The sequence below is a fragment of the Chitinophaga nivalis genome (assembly GCF_025989125.1).
In the GTDB taxonomy this organism is placed as follows: Bacteria; Bacteroidota; Bacteroidia; order Chitinophagales; family Chitinophagaceae; genus Chitinophaga; species Chitinophaga nivalis.
In genome coordinates, this window is the sequence record NZ_JAPDNR010000001.1 from 7,762,160 (window position 1) to 7,781,261 (window position 19,102).

At 48.0% G+C, this 19,102-nt stretch carries 17 protein-coding genes; 9 read left to right on the forward strand and 8 right to left on the reverse strand.

What is annotated here, in order from left to right; all coding sequences use genetic code 11:
- Window positions 1-132 precede the first annotated feature (132 nt).
- A complete protein-coding gene (gene metE, locus OL444_RS28335; RefSeq protein ID WP_264727743.1) occupies window positions 133-2,418 on the forward strand; it encodes a 5-methyltetrahydropteroyltriglutamate--homocysteine S-methyltransferase in 2,286 nt (761 codons plus the stop codon).
- An 88-nt stretch (window positions 2,419-2,506) separates the two neighbouring features.
- Window positions 2,507-2,725: a cysteine-rich CWC family protein gene (locus OL444_RS28340; protein WP_264727741.1), complete on the forward strand. Its 219-nt coding sequence runs from the start codon at window positions 2,507-2,509 to the stop codon at window positions 2,723-2,725.
- Window positions 2,726-2,887: 162 nt separating this feature from the next.
- Here OL444_RS28340 and OL444_RS28345 read toward each other — a convergent pair whose 3' ends face one another.
- Window positions 2,888-3,319 (reverse strand): FKBP-type peptidyl-prolyl cis-trans isomerase, encoded by a 432-nt coding sequence (locus OL444_RS28345; protein WP_264727739.1) that lies wholly within the window; start codon window positions 3,317-3,319, stop codon window positions 2,888-2,890.
- A gap of 141 nt (window positions 3,320-3,460) precedes the next feature.
- Here OL444_RS28345 and OL444_RS28350 point away from each other — a divergent pair, with 141 nt between their 5' ends.
- Window positions 3,461-4,591, forward strand: coding sequence for an exo-beta-N-acetylmuramidase NamZ family protein (locus OL444_RS28350; protein WP_264727737.1), 1,131 nt, complete (start codon window positions 3,461-3,463; stop codon window positions 4,589-4,591).
- A 72-nt stretch (window positions 4,592-4,663) separates the two neighbouring features.
- Window positions 4,664-5,590 carry a methionyl-tRNA formyltransferase gene (gene fmt / locus OL444_RS28355; RefSeq protein WP_264727735.1) on the forward strand — a complete coding sequence of 309 codons (927 nt, stop codon included), beginning with the start codon at window positions 4,664-4,666 and terminating at the stop codon, window positions 5,588-5,590.
- A gap of 70 nt (window positions 5,591-5,660) precedes the next feature.
- On the opposite strand, the gene OL444_RS28360 is transcribed toward fmt, so the two are convergent.
- The 7 genes from OL444_RS28360 to hemH form a co-directional block, all read right to left on the reverse strand.
- Window positions 5,661-6,623: a LysM peptidoglycan-binding domain-containing protein gene (locus tag OL444_RS28360; RefSeq protein ID WP_264727733.1), complete on the reverse strand. Its 963-nt coding sequence runs from the start codon at window positions 6,621-6,623 to the stop codon at window positions 5,661-5,663.
- A gap of 209 nt (window positions 6,624-6,832) precedes the next feature.
- Complete coding sequence (locus OL444_RS28365) at window positions 6,833-8,236, reverse strand: methyltransferase RsmF C-terminal domain-like protein (RefSeq protein WP_264727731.1); 1,404 nt, start codon at window positions 8,234-8,236, stop codon at window positions 6,833-6,835.
- 45 nt (window positions 8,237-8,281) lie between these two features.
- Window positions 8,282-9,844, reverse strand: a complete 1,563-nt coding sequence (locus tag OL444_RS28370; RefSeq protein WP_264727730.1) for an NAD(P)(+) transhydrogenase (Re/Si-specific) subunit beta — start codon at window positions 9,842-9,844, stop codon at window positions 8,282-8,284.
- Window positions 9,845-9,908: 64 nt separating this feature from the next.
- Window positions 9,909-10,223: an NAD(P) transhydrogenase subunit alpha part 2 gene (locus OL444_RS28375; RefSeq protein ID WP_264727728.1), complete on the reverse strand. Its 315-nt coding sequence runs from the start codon at window positions 10,221-10,223 to the stop codon at window positions 9,909-9,911.
- A 41-nt stretch (window positions 10,224-10,264) separates the two neighbouring features.
- Entirely contained in the window at window positions 10,265-11,395 is a 1,131-nt protein-coding gene (locus tag OL444_RS28380; protein ID WP_264727726.1) for a Re/Si-specific NAD(P)(+) transhydrogenase subunit alpha, read from the reverse strand.
- Window positions 11,396-11,455: 60 nt separating this feature from the next.
- Window positions 11,456-12,802 carry a protoporphyrinogen oxidase gene (gene hemG, locus OL444_RS28385; RefSeq protein ID WP_264727724.1) on the reverse strand — a complete coding sequence of 449 codons (1,347 nt, stop codon included), beginning with the start codon at window positions 12,800-12,802 and terminating at the stop codon, window positions 11,456-11,458.
- A gap of 17 nt (window positions 12,803-12,819) precedes the next feature.
- Window positions 12,820-13,854: a ferrochelatase gene (hemH, locus tag OL444_RS28390; protein ID WP_264727722.1), complete on the reverse strand. Its 1,035-nt coding sequence runs from the start codon at window positions 13,852-13,854 to the stop codon at window positions 12,820-12,822.
- A gap of 346 nt (window positions 13,855-14,200) precedes the next feature.
- Here hemH and hemA point away from each other — a divergent pair, with 346 nt between their 5' ends.
- The 5 genes from hemA to hemF are packed head-to-tail and all read left to right on the forward strand — an operon-like array spanning window position 14,201 to window position 19,058.
- A complete protein-coding gene (gene hemA / locus OL444_RS28395) occupies window positions 14,201-15,454 on the forward strand; it encodes a glutamyl-tRNA reductase (RefSeq protein ID WP_264727720.1) in 1,254 nt (417 codons plus the stop codon).
- A gap of 3 nt (window positions 15,455-15,457) precedes the next feature.
- On the forward strand, window positions 15,458-16,381 hold the full coding sequence (hemC, locus tag OL444_RS28400) for a hydroxymethylbilane synthase (RefSeq protein WP_264727717.1): 924 nt from the start codon (window positions 15,458-15,460) through the stop codon (window positions 16,379-16,381).
- A gap of 46 nt (window positions 16,382-16,427) precedes the next feature.
- Window positions 16,428-17,099: a uroporphyrinogen-III synthase gene (locus OL444_RS28405; RefSeq protein ID WP_264731729.1), complete on the forward strand. Its 672-nt coding sequence runs from the start codon at window positions 16,428-16,430 to the stop codon at window positions 17,097-17,099.
- Window positions 17,096-18,127: a uroporphyrinogen decarboxylase gene (gene hemE, locus OL444_RS28410; protein WP_264727714.1), complete on the forward strand. Its 1,032-nt coding sequence runs from the start codon at window positions 17,096-17,098 to the stop codon at window positions 18,125-18,127. The genes OL444_RS28405 and hemE overlap by 4 nt, the downstream gene beginning before the upstream one ends.
- 16 nt (window positions 18,128-18,143) lie before the next feature.
- Entirely contained in the window at window positions 18,144-19,058 is a 915-nt protein-coding gene (gene hemF, locus OL444_RS28415) for an oxygen-dependent coproporphyrinogen oxidase (protein WP_264727712.1), read from the forward strand.
- Window positions 19,059-19,102 lie beyond the last annotated feature (44 nt).

A 19,102-nucleotide genomic window follows, 5' to 3' on the forward strand; every position in this document is an offset into this window, starting at 1 on the left:
TCACAATATCATAAACAGTAATATTTTCTACATTTATCCATTTTTTAACTACAAAACACCAAATAAATAGTATTTCATTGAACAAATAACTAATAAATATAGGTTTGCATAGAATAAAAAACCATCCTAGATATGCTTACCAATATTCCGGGTTACCCACGCATCGGGAGCCAGCGTGAACTGAAAAAGGCCTGCGAAAATTACTGGAGCGGCAAAATGTCACTGGAAAAACTGGAACTAACGGCCAGGCAGCTACGAAAACAAAACTGGGATACCCTCCAGGCGGCCGGTATAGACCTGATTCCCTCCAATGATTTTTCTTTCTATGATCAGGTACTGGATATGTGTCTTATGCTGGGCGTCATACCCGCCCGCTTCCTTCCCCTGCAGCAAACCCTGGCCAATCCCGCCTGCTTGGAACTCTATTTTGCCATGGCCCGCGGCTATCAGAAAAACGGCTTCGACATCACCGCCCTGGAAATGACCAAATGGTTTGATACCAACTATCACTACCTGGTACCCGAATTTGAAGCGGCACAAACCTATCGCCTGCTGTCCCGCAAATGCGTTGAAGAATTCAAAGAAGCGCTCCGGCACGGCATCACGACCAAGCCAGTGCTGATAGGCCCACTGACATTTATACTCAGTGGCAAGATAAAAGACGATACCCATCAAGCCGCACTGCTGGAAAAGCTACTGCCGGTATATATTCAACTGCTTACAGAACTGCATGCCGCCGGCGCGGAATGGGTACAACTGGACGAACCTTTTCTGGTGACCGACCTGGAACCCGCTGTGAAAGCGCTCTATCAGGTAGCTTATGCTGCTATCCATGCGGCATTGCCTGGCCTGAAAATCCTGCTTACTACTTATTTCGGTGGCCTGGAAGACAATACTGCCCTGGCCCTGCAGCTACCGGTACAGGCATGGCATATTGACCTCGTACGGGCCCCCGCACAACTGGCCGATGTATTATCCCGGATACCTGCCCATGGCCGCTTATCACTGGGTATAGTAGACGGCCGGAACATCTGGAAGAATGATTATACAGAATCTATAGCATTGGTCACCCAGGCCTGCAACAGCATAGGCGCCGATAATATCATGCTGGCCACCTCCTGTTCATTGCTGCACTGTCCTTACGACCTGGATGCAGAAACCGACATGGACCCACAGATTAAACAGTGGATGGCCTTTGCCCGGCAGAAACTGGCCGAAGTAAATGACCTGAAAAGCATTATGAACGGCCGCCATGGACTACTGGAACACAACCAGGCCGTTATGTCCGGGCGCAAAACCGCCGCCAGCATACATATCCCGGCAGTGAAAGAACGTATGCAACACATCGCACCCGCCGATATGCAACGGCAACATAGCTTTGCCGTACGTCAGCCCTTACAGCATGCAGCCTTAAATCTACCGGTATTTCCTACTACCACCATCGGTTCTTTCCCGCAGACAGCCGCCATCCGGCAGCTCCGGGCCGATCTGAAAAAAGGCGTCATCACCCGGGAAGCCTATGATGCAGATATTCGTGCCGCCATCACACATACCATTCGCCTGCAGGAAAAACTGGACCTGGATGTACTGGTACATGGCGAGTTTGAACGGAATGATATAGTGGAGTATTTCGGGGAACAACTACAGGGATTTGTATTTACGCAACAAGGCTGGGTACAGAGCTATGGTACCCGTTGTGTAAAACCACCCGTGATTTACGGCGATGTGATAAGGCCCCATACCATGACGGTGGACTGGAGCAGCTTCGCACAATCCCTGACCAGTAAGCCTGTGAAAGGCATGCTGACCGGCCCTATCACCATCCTGCAATGGTCTTTTGTGCGCAACGATCAACCTCGGATGCAAACGGCTTTCCAGCTGGCACTGGCCATCCGCGATGAAGTGAAAGACCTGGAAGATGCGGGTATTACCGTCATTCAGGTAGATGAACCGGCGCTGCGGGAAGGCTTGCCCCTGCGTAATGCACGGAAAGCCGAATACCTGGAACAGGCCGTACAGGCCTTCCGGCTGGCAGTGAGTACGGTGGCCGACAGTACCCAGATCCATACGCATATGTGTTATGCTTCTTTCAACGATATCATTGAACATATTGCGGCCATGGATGCCGATGTCATTACCATCGAAACTTCCCGGTCACAACTGGAGATACTGGCAGCCTTTGCCCAGTTCCGTTATCCGAATGAAGCGGGTCCGGGGGTATACGATATCCACTCTCCCCGCGTACCGGCAGTGGCGGAAATGGAAGCATTATTGCACCAGGCAGCCCGGTTATTACCCGCACGCAATATCTGGGTAAACCCCGACTGTGGCCTCAAAACAAGGCAATGGGCAGAAACGGAAATGGCACTCCGCAACATGGTGGAAGCGGCTAAACAGGCCAGAAGCCAATGGAATTAAAATACGGTTGACAGATAAAATATAACAGCTCTTCCGGAGATTTCCGGCAGGGCTGTTGTGCATCAGCTGTAATACGTAATTTTACAGCATGGCTGATCATGAAACCGTCACTTGCCCCCGCTGTCAATGCAGCTTCGAATGCCGCGTTGGTACGATACTACGTTGTCAATGTATGGCAGTAACCTTAACGGAGGAAGAACGTTATTTTATCCGGCAGCAATATACGACCTGTCTTTGCGCCGCGTGTTTACTGGACTTGCAGACTACCTACCGGCAATCACCGGATGACAGGACGCAGGCATCGTAAAATATTGGATAAATGCAGGTAATAAATAACCGGGAAATACAGGAGGAAGGGGTAACCGGGGCCTTCATAACAGTGGTAAAACAATCCGGGATTTTTTAATGGCAACAGATAACAAGGCTTGCACCGCTACCCGGATGATCAAAAAATCCCGGACCTCATGATTTAGCCGGCAATCTCTACCAGTTCCAGATCAAACACCAGATCCTCACCAGCTAAAGGGTGGTTCGCATCCAGGGTAATGAATTCTGTTCCGATAGCAGCTACTTTTACCTGAAATACCTGGCCTTCAGGATTGCTCATCTGCAACTCCATACCAACTTCAGGATTCAAATCTGCCGGGATATTGGCTTTCGGAAAATCCATAATCATCTCATCATTTTTGGGGCCGTATGCCTGATCAACAGGGATATGAATGGTTTTCTTATCACCCACTTTCATATCCAGGACACCATTCTCAAACCCTTTAATAACCATACCAGCGCCCACCTGAAATTCCAGCGGAGGTCTACCCTCAGAGGAATCAAAGGTAGTACCGTTTGTTAAACGGCCATGGTAATGCACCTTCACTGTATCCCCGTTTTTAACAGTTTGCATAAAAAAAAATATTTAGTGTTAAGTAATGACCCGCAAGATACAAAAAGCTGCCAGATTCCCGTTTTTTTCAAACACCCAATACCGGGTTTGACGTATCTTAAGGGCATGAACCGTTTTTTTATTCTTTGCACGCTAGCCTGTATGCTCCTGACCGGAGTACAGGCACAATATGCAGACCATATCATACCAGGTGCTGCACAGACTTCCCGCTATCTGCCGCTGTTAAAAAATAAACGTGTGGCCTTGCTCGTTAATCAGACTGCCATGATTGATCGTACCCATCTGGTAGACTCATTACTGAAACTGAATGTACGTATCCAGAAAATTTTCAGCCCCGAACACGGCTTTCGCGGGAATGCCGATGCCGGCGAAAAAGTAGGTAACAGCACAGATCCAAAAACAGGGCTTCCCATTATTTCCCTTTATGGCAAGCACAGGAAGGCCACTGCAGCAGATCTACAAGATGTAGACATCCTTATTTTTGATATCCAGGATGTAGGCACCCGTTTTTACACCTACATTTCTTCGCTCCAGGAACTGATGGAATCTGCGGCTGCCAGTAACAAAACCCTGCTTATACTGGACCGCCCCAATCCCAACGGCGACTATGTAGACGGCCCTGTACTGGACACTGCCTACCGCTCCTTTGTAGGCATGCAGCCCATCCCCATCGTACATGGTATGACGGTAGCGGAATATGCCCGGATGCTCAATGGGGAACGCTGGCTCAGCAAAGGCGTGCAATGCAATATCAAATACATTCCCTGTGAAAACTACAGCCATAAAGTATACTACCGTTTACCAGTGAAGCCTTCGCCCAATCTGCCTAACATGGCGGCTATCCACCTGTACCCTTCCCTCTGTTTTTTTGAAGGTACAGCGGTGAGTCTGGGACGTGGTACTGACAAGCCTTTCCAGGTATTCGGCGCACCAGGCTTTCCTAAAAACGGGTACTCCTTTACACCACGCAGTACCGCCGGCGCCAAAGATCCGGTATTGAAAGACCAGCTGTGCTATGGCTTCGACCTTAGTAATACGCCGGAAGCAGCTCCAGGAAAAGACAGACAGATTGTGTTGAGATGGTTGATAGAAGCCTATCATCTGTATCCGGAGAAAGATAAATTCTTTAATCCCTTCTTTAATAAACTGGCGGGTAATGCCACCCTGATGCAACAAATCAAAACCGGTGTATCCGAAAGTGACATCCGCAAAAGCTGGGAACCAGGGCTGGCGAAGTTTAAAGTGATCCGGGCCAAATACCTGCTTTATTAAAGCAGCAGCACCGGCCAGACAATTTTCACGGCCGGATTGCTGTTCATAGAATCCTTGTTATTTTTGCATCCTATGACGAAAGATCTCCGTATTGTTTTTATGGGCACGCCCGACTTTGCCGTGGCGTCACTGGATATATTGGTTCAAAACGGTTTCAATATTGTGGGCGTAATCACAGCGCCCGATAAGCCGGCCGGCAGAGGTTTACAGCTGCAACAAAGTGCTGTGAAACAATATGCTGTTGCCAAAGGATTACCGGTACTGCAACCGGAGAAACTGAAAAATCCGGAATTCATTGCCGCATTACAGGCATTGCAGGCAGATCTGCAGGTAGTGGTAGCCTTCCGCATGTTACCGGAAATAGTCTGGAATATGCCCCCCGAAGGTACCATCAACGTACATGCATCCCTGCTGCCTAACTATCGCGGCGCAGCACCTATCAACTGGGCTATCATCAACGGAGAAAAGGAATCAGGCGTCACTACCTTTAAACTGCAGCACGCCATTGATACCGGCGATATTATGTTCCATGATACGGTTGCTATCCGGGAAGATGAAACCGCCGGAGAACTGCACGATGAACTGATGGTAACCGGCGCACGCCTGTTGCTGAAAACAGTACAGGCCATTGCGGATGGTACCGCCCGGGAAACGCCCCAGGCAGACATTCCGGAAGCAGCCATCAAACATGCACCTAAAATCTTTAAAGATACCTGTCAGATCAACTGGGAACAACCGCTGGATCAGGTATATAACCTCGTACGCGGATTAAGTCCCTACCCGGCTGCCTGGACCCTGCTGCAAGGCAAAAACATCAAGATCTACAAAGCGCACAAAGAACACGGCACACCAGCCGTAGCACCGGGCGCATTTGAATCGGATCAGAAAACATACCTGCGCATCGCTGCTGCCGATGGTTATCTGTACCTCGATGAAGTACAACTGGAAGGCAAGAAGAAAATGGATATCACCGCTTTCCTGAGAGGATACCGGCTGTAACAATATACCATAAAAGCAAACGGGGAACAGGTGATCACCTGTTCCCCGTTTGCATTATCACTAATGACTATTATTTATCATCATAATTCAACTCGCAATAAAAGCGGGTTTCATTACTGCCCAATGCCTGCATAGCGCTATCACTTAATTTGATGATCAATCCGGCATTGGATTTCATCTGTGGAATCACATCCAGTACTTTGGCATATACCGCCTTTCCGTTTAGCGGATTGGTTACCTTGATAATGGTACCACGCGGTGCCGTGTTATGCAAGGCGTAATATTTTCCTACTGCATTGCTCTTAAACCAGGTACCCGGGCCTTTTTCCGTAGCCGCTTTTTTTCCGCCGCTGGTTTGCTGATCGTACAGCTGCTCAAAGTCATTGCTGGTAGCTACTACCGGTTTCGGAGCTGGTACCGCTGGTGTAGTAGTTGTTTCCGGGGTATCTGTTACCGGACGGGCTTCCGGTTCTTTTTTAGGCACTTCTTTTTTAGGTGCGGGAGCAACCGGTTCTGTTACTGCCACAGCTGGTTTTTCCTTTTCTACCGGCGCCGGACGGGCAGGTACTTCTGCCGGTGTAGTAGCGCCGCCACTGCCTTTCACAAAACCAATAATCAGGTAGCTGTCTTTTTTCAAACCATCTCCGGAAAAACTATTCCATTGACGGATATTATCCAGCGGCACTTTATTAAAGTTTACACTTACCCGGTACAAGGTTTCTTTGTCTGTTACCTTGTGATATACCGGTTTACCGGCAGCATCCGCCTTCTGAGAAAAGTTGGCAGCGGTAAGCGGAATATGAATCGACCGTCCCAACTGCAAACCTTGCTCCATAGTAATTTTATTGGCAGCAGCGATTTCTTTTGGCGGCAAACCGTATGCACGGCTCAGGCTATAAAAATTTTCTCCTTTTTTTACGGTGTGGGTTATATAAAGGCCAGGCGCTGTACCCTGCACCTGTAGTGTGTCCTGTGCCCGTACCACTCCTGCACTTAAACCAAACAAGGCAATTGAAAGAATCGATTTTACCATACTAACTCTGTTTATACTATTTCGGGGAACGAATATATGTGTTAAAATTGACAATTCAGTTTAATCAACCAATTGATAAACAAACGGTAAAATAAACTTTTTGTTGTGATTACCTACACAGGCATCATATGCTGTAATACGTATCAAATACCGGCTGGCATTGCATTTCACAAACATACGCTTTAAGGACAAATAGCAACAGGGTATTTTTACCGCCCTGTAATTTCTTTCAAAATACGGAGTTCTTTTGGATAGTAATTATTCATCCGGTTGGGAAGCATTTTTGCCCATCCCAGATTCATTCCTTCATACTGCATGAGCGCCCATCCTTTCACCGGGGTGGTGATACCCGGATCTTCCTTGCGCAGATATAACAAGGCTTGTGCCAGACTAAGCGATATGACCGGTATACTATCCGCTGCCCATGTACTGGCAGCCAGCTGATGATCCGGTATCAATTCCTTTGGGCCCAGCTGGCCTGCTTTCACACCTGCCTTGCGAATATACAATTGTTGTTGCAACAATGCTATTTCTGCGGCGATAACAGGTGGTAAAATCAACACATCATCCTGGTGCAGCAGGTATGCATAATCTGCCGGTGCCTGTATCCAGGGAGTGAGTTTATCCCGTTCTTTCGCTGTGAGCAATGTTATCCGTTGTTCTTTTTTCTTTCGCGGAGATTCACCGCTACGCTTGCGGAAGCAGGCGATAAAAAGACCTTCGCCTTTCAGCCGATCCGGATAAAAACGATAACCGGTACAATTTCGTTTATCCGTTACCGTTGGTACGATATGCCAGTCTTCCGGTATATCCAATGCAATGTTTTCCAACTCAAAATGATCTGCCAGCCAGTCGAGTATCACCTCATCTTCTTCTCTTGAAAAAGAACAGGTAGAATAAATCAACACGCCGTCTTCTTTCAGCGCCGGTAATACATCTGCCAGAATACGCTGCTGGCGCTGACTACAAAGGATTACATTCTCCGGCGACCACTCCGTTACCAGGTCAGGATCGCGGCGAAACAAGCCGGAACCGGAGCAAGGAGCATCAATCACCACCAGGTCGAAATAACCCGGCAATCCACCAAAATCGCGGGGATCATTGTTGGTAACCACTACATTGGCAGCCCCCCATTTGGTCACGTTATCCGCCAGCAGGGCGGCACGTGGCTTAATCACCTCATTGGCCACCAACATGCTTTCCGGACTGATCAATGATTGCAGCAAGGTAGACTTTCCGCCTGGCGCTGCACAAAGATCCAGTACTTTCAATGGGGCTGATACATCCACTGTAGCCCGCACGGCATGTTCCAGAAACATAGAAGATGCTTCCTGCACATAATAAGCGCCTGCATGAAAAAAGGGATCGAAAGTAAAAGAGGGTCTGGCGGGCAGGTAATAACCATCTCTGCTCCAAGGTACTTTTGTCGTGCCTTCGGCAGATAATGCCTGTAAAACCTGTTGAATTTTTTCCGGCGTTTTTAGTTTAGCCGGATTCACACGCAATGAAGTAATTTTTTCTGCGGCGGTATGCACCCGCTCAAATGTTTCCCGGTTAAATCCTGGTAACCCTTCCAAAGAAGCAATCAGTGCTGCTGGTAAGTAACTTGACAAACGAATTTTTTCTGCAAAAATAAGTGGAAATGATCAAACAGCGGATCATACCTGTTTGATCTCTGTCAGCAATTGTTGTAAAACCTGTTTGGCATCTCCAAACAACATAGAAGTTTTGGGTTGAAAGAAGAGTTCATTTTCGATTCCCGCATAACCGGGTTTCATACTCCGTTTGTTGACGATCACCAGCCGGGCCAGTTCCACTTCCAGGATAGGCATGCCATATATCGGACTTGCAGGATCATTTTTGGCAGCAGGGTTCACCACATCATTGGCGCCCAACACCAGCACCACATCTGTAGTGGCCAGTTCTGCATTGGCTTCTTCCATTTCCAGTAATTTTTCATACGGCACATCTGCTTCTGCCAGCAAGACGTTCATATGTCCTGGCATACGCCCCGCTACCGGATGGATGGCATATTTTACTTCTGCCCCTTTTTCTCCCAGCAGTTTCTCCAGCTCATGACAGGCATGCTGTGCCTGCGCCACCGCCAGCCCATATCCCGGTACAATCATCACCTTATTTGCATAAGCCAATACCACAGCGGCATCGGTCATACTGATTTCCTTGTAGTTGCCTTGTTCTTTGCCGGCTGCTGCTGCTGCCTGCCCACCCCCAAAAGAACCGATCAATACATTCTTCAAAGAGCGGTTCATGGCCTTACACATGAGGATCGTCAGAATCGTACCCGCAGAACCTACCAGAATGCCCCCTGTCAGCATCACGGGATTGTTGTAGAGGAATCCGCCACAAGCTGCTGCCACACCGGTAAAGGAATTCAACAGGGAAATCACTACAGGCATATCGGCGCCACCGATAGGCAGTACGAACAGTACGCCGTACACAATAGACAGTAACAGTATCGTATAAAAAATAAGATGAATCGTTGTCCAGGAAACAGGCGTATCAGCAGGAGCTGCCACCATTGCCTCTAATTTTGTACCCGTACTCACCATGAGTACCACTGCACCCACCAGGATAGCAGCCATCACCAACAGGTTCACCACATGCTGTCCTTTAAAGGAAAAATCACGGATGCTGCCATTCAGTTTTCCCCAGGCAATTACGCTGCCTGCGAAAGATACCGCACCGATAATCATACCCAGCAGAATAATCAGCAACTGGCCGCGGGCATCTCCCAGCATATTACTCACCATATCATTGACCAGTCTGTTTTTATCTCCTTCCAACACACTTTGTAACACGCCATGTAATTTTTCTACCGGCGGTATCAGCTTCAGAAAAATATCCGGATCGAGTGTCACAAGGTGATTGAATTCCACTACGGAAATAAGTGCTGCGCAGGCGCCTCCCATACCATTGAACATACTTACCATTTCGGGCATGGCCGTCATCTTCACTTTTTTCGCTGCCAGTACCCCTACAATAGTACCAATCAGCAGGCCGGCGAAAATCCAGCTATAGTTATGCAGGTATTGCCCGTCTGATTTATAGAGGAAGATGGTACCGAAAATAGCCAGGAACATACCGGCAGCCGCTATAAGATTTCCTTTGCGGGCCGTATCCGGCTTACTTAACATTTTCAGTCCGAGGATGAAGGTAACAGAGCCAATCAGGTAGATGAGCGATAGTATGCTGGGTCCCATATTAAAAATTCGTTTAGCCGTTAGCAGTGCACAATCTGTATGCGATAACCATTACGCATATGGATTATTGTTTTTTCTTCCCTTTAAACATTTCCAGCATACGGTCTGTCACTACAAAACCGCCTACTACATTGATAGTACCCAGAATAACGGCCAGAAAGCCCAGTATGAGTGCCAGGTAATTATCCTGTTCTGCTTTTCCCATGACGATGATAGCTCCGATGATGACTACGCCATGAATAGCATTGGCGCCGCTCATCAAGGGGGTGTGCAACACGGCAGGTACCCTGGAAATAACTTCCACGCCGAGGAAAACAGACAGGATGATGATATAAATTAACTCAATGTGCTGATGCAGAAAAGAAAGAATATTGTCCATGTTGTCGGGATTTAAATTAAGCCGGTACGATATAGCTATCACTAAGCCACCTGCATCACGCTTTTTACGCGTTCATTGACTACTTCACCGTTGTGAGTTATACAGGCTCCTTTTACAATGTCATCTTCAAAATTGAGATGCAGGGAACCTTCTTTCGTTAATATCAGTTTCAGGAAATTGAATACATTCTTTGCATAGAGTTTGCTGGCATCTGCCGGCATAGTGGCAGGAAGGCTGGAATTACCGATGATCGTGACATCCCGGTAGTGGACCGTTTCATTGTTTTTGGTCGCACTGGTATTACCACCGGTGGCAGCAGCCAGGTCGATGATCACTGATCCGGGACGCATCTGGTCCAGCATGTCGCTGGTAACCAGTACAGGAGCCGCTTTTCCGGGAATCTGTGCCGTGGTGATGACAATATCTGCTTTGGCGATGCTTTCCGCAATTTTCTGTTGCTGCTGCTGCTGATACGCCGCTGATTGCTCTACCGCATACCCACCGGCTTTGGAGGCATCTGCCGCCCCTTCAATTTCCACGAATTTGGCGCCCAGGCTCATGACTTCTTCCTTTACAGCCGGACGGGTATCAAATACTTCTACCACGGCGCCCAGCCTGCGGGCAGTAGCAATTGCCTGCAAACCGGCCACACCGGCGCCCAGTATCAGCACCTTGGCAGGAGCAATACTGCCTGCAGCCGTCATAAACATGGGAAAATAACGGGAATAACTACACGCTGCCAGCAATACGGCTTTATAGCCGGCAATATTTGCCTGGGAGCTGAGCACATCCATGGTCTGTGCCCGCGTAGTACGTGGAATGGTATCTAAACTGAAAGTAGTGATCTGTTTGGAGGCCCAGTATTCCACTTCCCCTACCCGATAGAGGGGTTGCAGGATACCAATGATAATTTTCCCGGCAGGTACCTGGTCAATCAGCGCCCTTGAAGGAGGTTGCAGCGTAAAAATGATATCTGCCTGGGAGAGAATGTCGGCAGCAGGTTTGATCACGGCGCCCGCCTGCATATAGGCGTTGTCGTTAAAGTAAGCAGTATCCCCGGCGCCTTGCTCCACCCACACGGTTACCGACATTTGCTGCAGCTGCTTTACCACATCAGGTACAAGGGATACCCGGGTTTCGCCATTTTTTTCTTTTAAAATTCCTGCAATCATCTGGTGGAAATTTATAATGGAATTTAAAGAAAAAACCCCAACAAAGCACCATTTCCCGGATTAATTTTTCCGGAGCGATGCAGCCAGTGTAGCTGCATGTTGCAGTAAAGCCGGGATAGCCACACCTTGCAGGTAGTTGCCACTGATATATAAACCGGGATATTTTTTTTCAAATGCCGTAACCGCGCTCCGCAACTTTGCATGCCCCACATTTAACTGCGGGATGGCCTGCTTCCATTCGCTGAAACGTTGCAGCACCGGGCCGGCAGATAGTTGCAAGAGCGATTTTATTTCTGCTATTGCCTGCGTTTGCAGGGCCGCTGCGCCTATTTCATCGAAATAATGCTCCTGTCGGGCGCCGCCCACAAAAACAGTCAGCAACATTTTACCCTGTGGCGCTTTTGCCGGAAAGATAGCTGAATTGCAGATCGCACCGAGGAAGTGCTTTTTTTCTGCGTTGGGTACCAGGAACCCGAAACCCTCCAGTGGCTGCTGCATGGCGGCAGCTTCAAAGCCCAGGTGCAATACGCCCATACGGGGATAATGTACCTGTTGCAGCAATGCTGCCGTATGGGTGTCCAGGGTATTTATTTGTTGCGCGGTACGATAGGCCGGCGCGGTGAAGATGATATTTGCAGCCTGTAAAGTAGTAGCAGCACCGTTTTCCGTGGCCTGTATGGTATAACCACCGGCAGATACGCTGATGGTATCTACGGTACAATTAAAACGCACCGGGGTGGTAAGCAGTTCCTGTAAACGGTTGGTGAGGCGCTGGTTGCCCCCTTTGAAGCTGATGATTTTGCGGCCGCCCATAGCGCCCCTGTCTTTCATCAGTCCTTTGGTAACACTGCCATATTCTTTTTCCCAGCGTGGTAATGCGGGCAATACTTCCCCGATGCTCATCAGGTCGGGATTACCGGCGTAGATACCGGATAATACCGGATCAAATACATAATCTGCTATCTCTTTGTTAAACCGTCTGCTCACAAAATCCGTCACGGTTTCTTCTCCTTGCGGAGCGGCGGCTTTCCGGAAACGTTCGGTAAACAAACGCCACTTGGCCGCCCTGCTCAGATACGCAGAACCCAGTATTTTCACCGGATGTGGTGATACGCCGTGCAACTGGTTATTCCTCACCAGGAAACGTTTTTTGCTGGCCGCACCAGCTTCCAGTATGTCCTGCTCCAGGCCCAGCTCCCGGATAAACGCCAGCAGTTCAGGGGAGGCCGCCAGCGTATTGGCGCCGGCATCCAGCTCAAAGCCATCCTGGTGAAACGATTGTAATACCCCACCCGTATGATCCGATGCTTCCAGCAACAGATAGGGCACCTGTTGTTTTTGCAGCTCATATGCTATACTCAGCCCGGAAATACCGGCGCCGATGATCACTACGGGTTGTTGGCTCATGGGATATCTGATTTAAATTATTGCTCGATAAGCTGGTTACAATATTTGACTACTGCCTGTACCCAAAGCGGATGAATATTCAGACACGGAATCATGGTAAAACTTTCCCCTCCGCTATTCAAAAATAAATGTTTGCCTTCCACCGCTATTTCTTCCAATGTTTCCAAACAGTCGGATACAAATGCCGGACATACGATCAGCAGTTTTTTCTTTCCTTCTTTGGGCAATCTTTCGAGCACATCAACGGTATAAGGTTTTACCCATTCTTCACGGCCCAGTCTTGACTGAAAAGAAATCCCCCATTTTTCGCGGGGTAATCCCAGGGCTGCTGCGACCAGTTCAGAGGTAACGGTTACCTGATGCCGGTAGCAATAAGTATGCGCCGTTGAATTTACATGACAACAATCATCTACCTGCATACAGTGTTTACCAGTAACATCCGCTTTCCGCATATGCCTTTCCGGTAATCCGTGATAGCTGAACAATACATGATCATACTCCTGCTGCAGATAAGGACGCATGCTTTCTGCCATTGCATGGATGTAATCAGGCTCATTATAAAAAACCGGTATCAACGTCAGCTTGAATGCATAATTCTTCTTCCTGTGAATTTCTTTCGCATATTCTGCAGCCGTTTCATAGGAAGACATGGCATAGTGCGGATATAATGGAAACAATATCACTTCCTTCAGATCCGGGTTTTGCCGCAACAAATTATCAAAAGCCACTTCCGGGTGAGGATTACCATACCGCATGGCTATTTCCACCGGCAGATTCAAATCATGTTGTACAGCCTTCTGTAATTGTTTGGTTAGCACCACCAGCGGAGATCCTTCCTCCCACCAGATGGAAGAATAAGCTTTGGCAGATTGCGCAGCGCGTTTAGGCACAATAATACCTTCTATTAATATCTTCCTGAATAGCCACGGATAATCAATGACCCGTTTGTCCATCAGAAATTCGTTTAAATAACGCTTCACATCCGGCACTGCCGTGGAATCCGGCGACCCCAGATTCATCAGAATAACTCCAACATCAGATTTTGAGACCATGCTTCTTAATAAAAATTGGTGCAAAAGTACAAAAAAGCAGAAAGCAGTTCATGATGTACAAAAAGCGTCAGCAGGATTTAATATCTGCCGGAAAATAAATGACCCGATCGACGGAAACACCAGCTGTAAAAGGATTACGGGCGTATATTGCTATCCGTTAATAGAAGTAAATACGGATACTTTGTCACTTTATTCTGTCATCCTATTGTAATAACCAAAAACTGATAAAAATCATTTTTTCGTCGTATGAATTACCAGTAGGAGAAATGACACACTAATGACAGCTTAAACCCTTTTGTTTGCGGTGTATGAAAGTACTTTTGCAACCGGAAGCTTATACAAAAACATGCAGGTCAGTCATTCAAAAGAAATAGCAAATTTTCATATTGTTGGCATCAACTATAAGAAAACAGACGCTGCTATCAGGGGATTATACGCCATTAACCCGGCCCAATACCAACAACTCCTGGAGCATGCCAGGACTGTGCAATTAGATGATCTCTTTGTACTATCCACTTGTAACAGAACGGAAATTTACGGATTCGCCGCCCATCCAGGGCAGCTGATGGAACTATTATGCCGGGAATCCAACGGCGATAGTACGCAACTGGCAGCACTGGCGTATGTTAAATCCGGAGAAGAAGCCATTAAACACTTATACCAGGTAGGCACCGGATTAGATTCCCAGATATTAGGGGATTACGAGATCATTGGTCAGATCCGCAATGCCGCTAAATTTTCCAAATCCGCCCAATGCCTGGGCAGTTTCCTGGAAAGACTGGTTAACAGTGTTTTACAGGTTTCCAAACTTATTAAAACAGAAACAGGCCTGAGTAAAGGCACCGTATCCGTGGCTTTTGCTACGGTACGCATGCTGGAACGTATCTGTCCTGACATCAAAAATAAAAAGGTCGTATTATTCGGTATCGGCAAAATAGGCCGTAACACCTGCAAAAATATGATCGAATACCTGGGCGTAAAAGAAATTACCCTCATCAACCGTACCATGCAGGTAGCCGCTGATTTTGCCGGCCAGCATGGATTGCAGTACGCACCTTATGAAAATATGGTCAGCGAAATGCAGGCGGCTGATGTGATTCTGGTAGCTTCCAACGCGCCGCAACCTACGGTACTGGCAGAGTATTTTGAGCAATCATCCCCCAAGCTCATTATAGATCTTTCTATTCCTTTCAACGTAGAAACCAGCGTAGGTGACCTGCCGCACATCTCTCTCGTTAATGTGGATGAATTGTCCAAAGTACAGGACGAAACCCTGCAAAACAGACTGGGAGAAGTTCCGAAGGCCATTGCCATCATTGAAGAACACATGACCGAATTCCTCTACTGGTATAAAATGCGTAAGCATGCTGTGGTACTGAAAGCAGTAAAAGATAAACTGCATGAAATACACATGCGTGAAATACTCCAGCAGAAAAACGGTAATAGCTATAAAATGGAAGATATTGAAATGGTGTCTTCCCGCATCATACAGAAAATGATTAATCTCATGGCCGGTAAAGTGCGTAAGGAAACTGATAAAAGTGATCAGTACATCGCTATGATCAATGATATTTTCGAGACAGGTGTTAATCAGGACTAAGTAATGAATAAAATTATCAGGATAGGCACAAGAGAAAGCCAGCTGGCACTATGGCAGGCAAACCAGGTGAAAGACCTGTTGACAGCACAGGGCTATCAAACAGAACTGGTTCCTATCAAAAGCGAAGGGGATATCGATCTGGTAACACCCCTCTACGAAATAGGTGTTCAGGGCATCTTCACCAAAAGCCTGGATCTGGCACTGCTCAATAATCGTATAGACATTGCCGTTCACTCGTTTAAAGACGTACCCACCCAATTACCACAACAAATTGTTCACGCAGCGATCTTACCACGCGGACCTGTAAAAGATCTGCTGGTGTATAAATCCAATACAGACTTCCTGGCGCAACCGGACTATGTAGCCAACATCGCTACCAGCAGTGTACGCCGCAAAGCCCAGTGGTTACGCAAATATCCGCAACACCAGCTGCACAACCTGCGCGGAAATGTAAATACCCGCCTGCAGAAACTCGCAGCAGAAAACTGGGATGGCGCCATCTTCGCTGTGGCCGGCCTGGAAAGAATCAATGTACGCCCCGCTACTTCCATCGAACTCGACTGGATGCTGCCTGCTCCTGCACAAGGCGCTGTGGTAGCCGTTTGCCGGGAAGATGATACTTTCTGTCTGGAAGCCTGTGCCGCTTTCCATCATACGGAAACAGCACTCGCCACATACATAGAACGTGATTTCCTGCGTACCCTGATGGGAGGTTGTACCACCCCTATCAGTGCGTATGCCTATATAGAAAATAATATCGTTCACTTTACAGGAGAACTTTGTAGCCTTGACGGGACACAGTTTTTCAGCACTTCCCGCCAGGTAGCCATAGACCAGGCCACTGACCTCGGTCAGGCAGCCGCACTGGAAATCATGGCACAGGGAGGCGCAGAAGTGGTAGCACAGATCAGAAATGTCAGCTGTTAAATACCGCATATTATGCACCAGGCCTTTAACAGCCAGCCTTGTGGCAATGGCTGCAGAAAGTGGTATCGCAACAGACATACAGGAATTGTTTCAGATCCGTCCACTCCTTCATCCCGCTTTGAACAGCCAGGATATAGCAGCAGTATTGAAAAATCCACTGGTATTTACCAGCGCCCATGCGGTCAGTATCTTCGAAAGTTATCTCCGCCAGGATGATTTTTCTCACCTGTACAACACGGTTACCGTTGGCTGCATCTCCGGTAAAACAAAAACAGCGGTAGAAAAAGCCCTGCCAGGATGCCGGATCGTAGCCTCCGCATCCTATGGCATAGCACTGGCGAATGCCATGGTACAACTGGGAAATATACACACAGTAAATTTTTTCTGTGGCAGTCAGCGCAGGCATGAATTACCGGATACCTTACAGGCTGCCGGTATTCACGTACAGGAATATGTGATCTATGAAAACATACCCGCGCCAGTGGCAATAACCACCACTTACGACGGTATGATGTTTTTCAGTCCCAGCGCCGTTAACAGCTATTTTTCCGTTAACAGCCTTCCGGAACACACAGTTTGTTTTGCCATCGGCACCACTACTGCGGCCGCCCTGGCAACACATACCAACAATAAAATAATCATCAGTACCGGCACAGATGAAGCCAGTATGATGCAAACAGCTATCATTTATTTTAACAACATTAATTGCAACGAATGAGCGCATTGAAGAACGACTTATTACTGAAAGCACTGAAAGGCGAAACTGTTTCCCGTACTCCCGTGTGGATGATGCGCCAGGCAGGCCGCTATTTACCGGATTATATCAAACTGCGTGATAAATATAGTTTTTTTGAACGCTGCGAAAACCCGGAGCTGGCTACAGCAATAACCGTCATGCCGGTAGACCAGGTAGGTGTGGATGCTGCAATTATTTTTTCCGATATCCTGGTAGTACCCCAGGCAATGGGAATGGAAGTACAGCTGATCGAAAAAGTAGGTCCGCTGTTGCCTGATCCCATCAAAGGCGCGCACGACCTGCAACGTTTATGCGTACCCGATGTACAGGAAAGATTACACTACGTATTTGATGCGCTGCGGCTCACGAAAAAAACACTCGATGGCCGGGTGCCTTTAATCGGCTTTGGTGGCGCCCCCTGGACCCTCCTTTGTTACATGGTACAGGGAAAAGGTTCCAAAACCTTTGATGAAGCCAAAGCATTCTGCTACCAGCAACCAGCCATTGCCCATCAGCTGCTGCAGATGATTACCGATACCACCATCGCATACCTGAAAGCACAGGTAGCTGCCGGAGCAGATACCGTACAGATATTTGATTCCTGGGGTGGATTACTCAGCCCGCAGGATTTTGAAACCTTCTCTTTACAATACATCCGTCAGATCGTAACCGCGATGAAAGACATCTGTCCGACCATCGTGTTTGCCAAAGGCGCCTGGTTTGCCCTGGAAGACATGGCGGCCACCGGTGCACACGGCCTGGGCATCGACTGGTGCATTAAACCTGAACTGGCCCGTCAGTTTGCCGGCAGCAACATTACCTTACAGGGTAACTTCGATCCGGCTAAATTACTGGCGCCTATTCCGGAAATAGAAAAAGCCGTAAAAACCATGCTGAAAGGCTTTGGTACGCAACGCTACATCGCTAACCTGGGACATGGTATTCTGCCTAATGTACCGGTAGATCATGCGAAAGCATTTGTAGAAACAGTGAAAGCTTACGGTAACTAATTAAAGACACCTCCTCATGTCTGTTAAAAACGAATTCATAGCATTCATACACGGGCTGCAGGACGACATCTGCGCAGCCCTGGAAAAGATAGACGGCAAAGCCACCTTCCGGGAAGACAAATGGGAACGGCCTGGTGGCGGTGGCGGCAAATCAAGGGTAATAGTTGATGGCAACGTGTTTGAAAAAGGCGGTGTAAATACCTCTGTCGTACATGGCGCCCTGCCGGAAGTGATGGCCCAGCAGTTTGGGGTAGCCAACTGCAACTTCATGGCCTGTGGTATATCCCTCGTGATACATCCGCTGAATCCTTTTGTACCTACCGTTCACGCCAACTTCCGTTACTTTGAATTATATGATCAGGATGGCGTATTAAAAGACAGCTGGTTTGGAGGTGGTGCAGACCTGACTCCTTATTATCTGGAAGAAGCAGACGGGGCTCATTTCCACCGTACCTTCAAAGAGGCCTGTGATCCTTTTGGTAAGGACCTGTATCCGAAGTATAAAAAACACTGCGATGAATATTTTGTGAATAAACATCGCAACAACGAAGCAAGAGGCATCGGGGGTATCTTCTATGATTACCTCCGCCCGGATGCACAAACGCCGGCGGCCTCCTTGCTGGCATTTTCACAGGCAAACGGCACTGCCTTTTTATCCGCCTATCTGCCGATAGTGGAAAAAACCAAAGCGCTGCCTTATACAGATCATCACAGAAGCTGGCAGGCGTATAGACGCGGCCGTTATGTAGAGTTTAACCTGATACATGACCGTGGCACCCTCTTTGGCCTGAAAACGAATGGACGTACAGAGTCTATTCTGATGAGCCTTCCGCCGGTAGCCAGATGGGAATATGACTTCCATCCGGAACCAGGTAGTCCGGAAGCCCAACTGGTAGCCTATCTGCAACCCAGAGAATGGGTAAAGGCCTAATGGTAATCAACCATTACGGCCAGGATAACGAAGTATAAAAAAAC

What these genes read in the sequence shown, in the direction of transcription:
- metE (WP_264727743.1), top strand. Translation starts at nt 133, where the DNA reads ATGCTTACCAATATTCCGGGTTACCCACGCATCGGGAGCCAGCGTGAA.
- OL444_RS28340 (WP_264727741.1), top strand. Translation starts at nt 2,507, where the DNA reads ATGGCTGATCATGAAACCGTCACTTGCCCCCGCTGTCAATGCAGCTTC.
- OL444_RS28345 (WP_264727739.1), bottom strand. Translation starts at nt 3,319, where the DNA reads ATGCAAACTGTTAAAAACGGGGATACAGTGAAGGTGCATTACCATGGC.
- OL444_RS28350 (WP_264727737.1), top strand. Translation starts at nt 3,461, where the DNA reads ATGCTCCTGACCGGAGTACAGGCACAATATGCAGACCATATCATACCA.
- fmt (WP_264727735.1), top strand. Translation starts at nt 4,664, where the DNA reads ATGACGAAAGATCTCCGTATTGTTTTTATGGGCACGCCCGACTTTGCC.
- OL444_RS28360 (WP_264727733.1), bottom strand. Translation starts at nt 6,623, where the DNA reads ATGGTAAAATCGATTCTTTCAATTGCCTTGTTTGGTTTAAGTGCAGGA.
- OL444_RS28370 (WP_264727730.1), bottom strand. Translation starts at nt 9,844, where the DNA reads ATGGGACCCAGCATACTATCGCTCATCTACCTGATTGGCTCTGTTACC.
- OL444_RS28375 (WP_264727728.1), bottom strand. Translation starts at nt 10,223, where the DNA reads ATGGACAATATTCTTTCTTTTCTGCATCAGCACATTGAGTTAATTTAT.
- OL444_RS28380 (WP_264727726.1), bottom strand. Translation starts at nt 11,395, where the DNA reads ATGATTGCAGGAATTTTAAAAGAAAAAAATGGCGAAACCCGGGTATCC.
- hemG (WP_264727724.1), bottom strand. Translation starts at nt 12,802, where the DNA reads ATGAGCCAACAACCCGTAGTGATCATCGGCGCCGGTATTTCCGGGCTG.
- hemH (WP_264727722.1), bottom strand. Translation starts at nt 13,854, where the DNA reads ATGGTCTCAAAATCTGATGTTGGAGTTATTCTGATGAATCTGGGGTCG.
- hemA (WP_264727720.1), top strand. Translation starts at nt 14,201, where the DNA reads ATGCAGGTCAGTCATTCAAAAGAAATAGCAAATTTTCATATTGTTGGC.
- hemC (WP_264727717.1), top strand. Translation starts at nt 15,458, where the DNA reads ATGAATAAAATTATCAGGATAGGCACAAGAGAAAGCCAGCTGGCACTA.
- OL444_RS28405 (WP_264731729.1), top strand. Translation starts at nt 16,428, where the DNA reads ATGGCTGCAGAAAGTGGTATCGCAACAGACATACAGGAATTGTTTCAG.
- hemE (WP_264727714.1), top strand. Translation starts at nt 17,096, where the DNA reads ATGAGCGCATTGAAGAACGACTTATTACTGAAAGCACTGAAAGGCGAA.
- hemF (WP_264727712.1), top strand. Translation starts at nt 18,144, where the DNA reads ATGTCTGTTAAAAACGAATTCATAGCATTCATACACGGGCTGCAGGAC.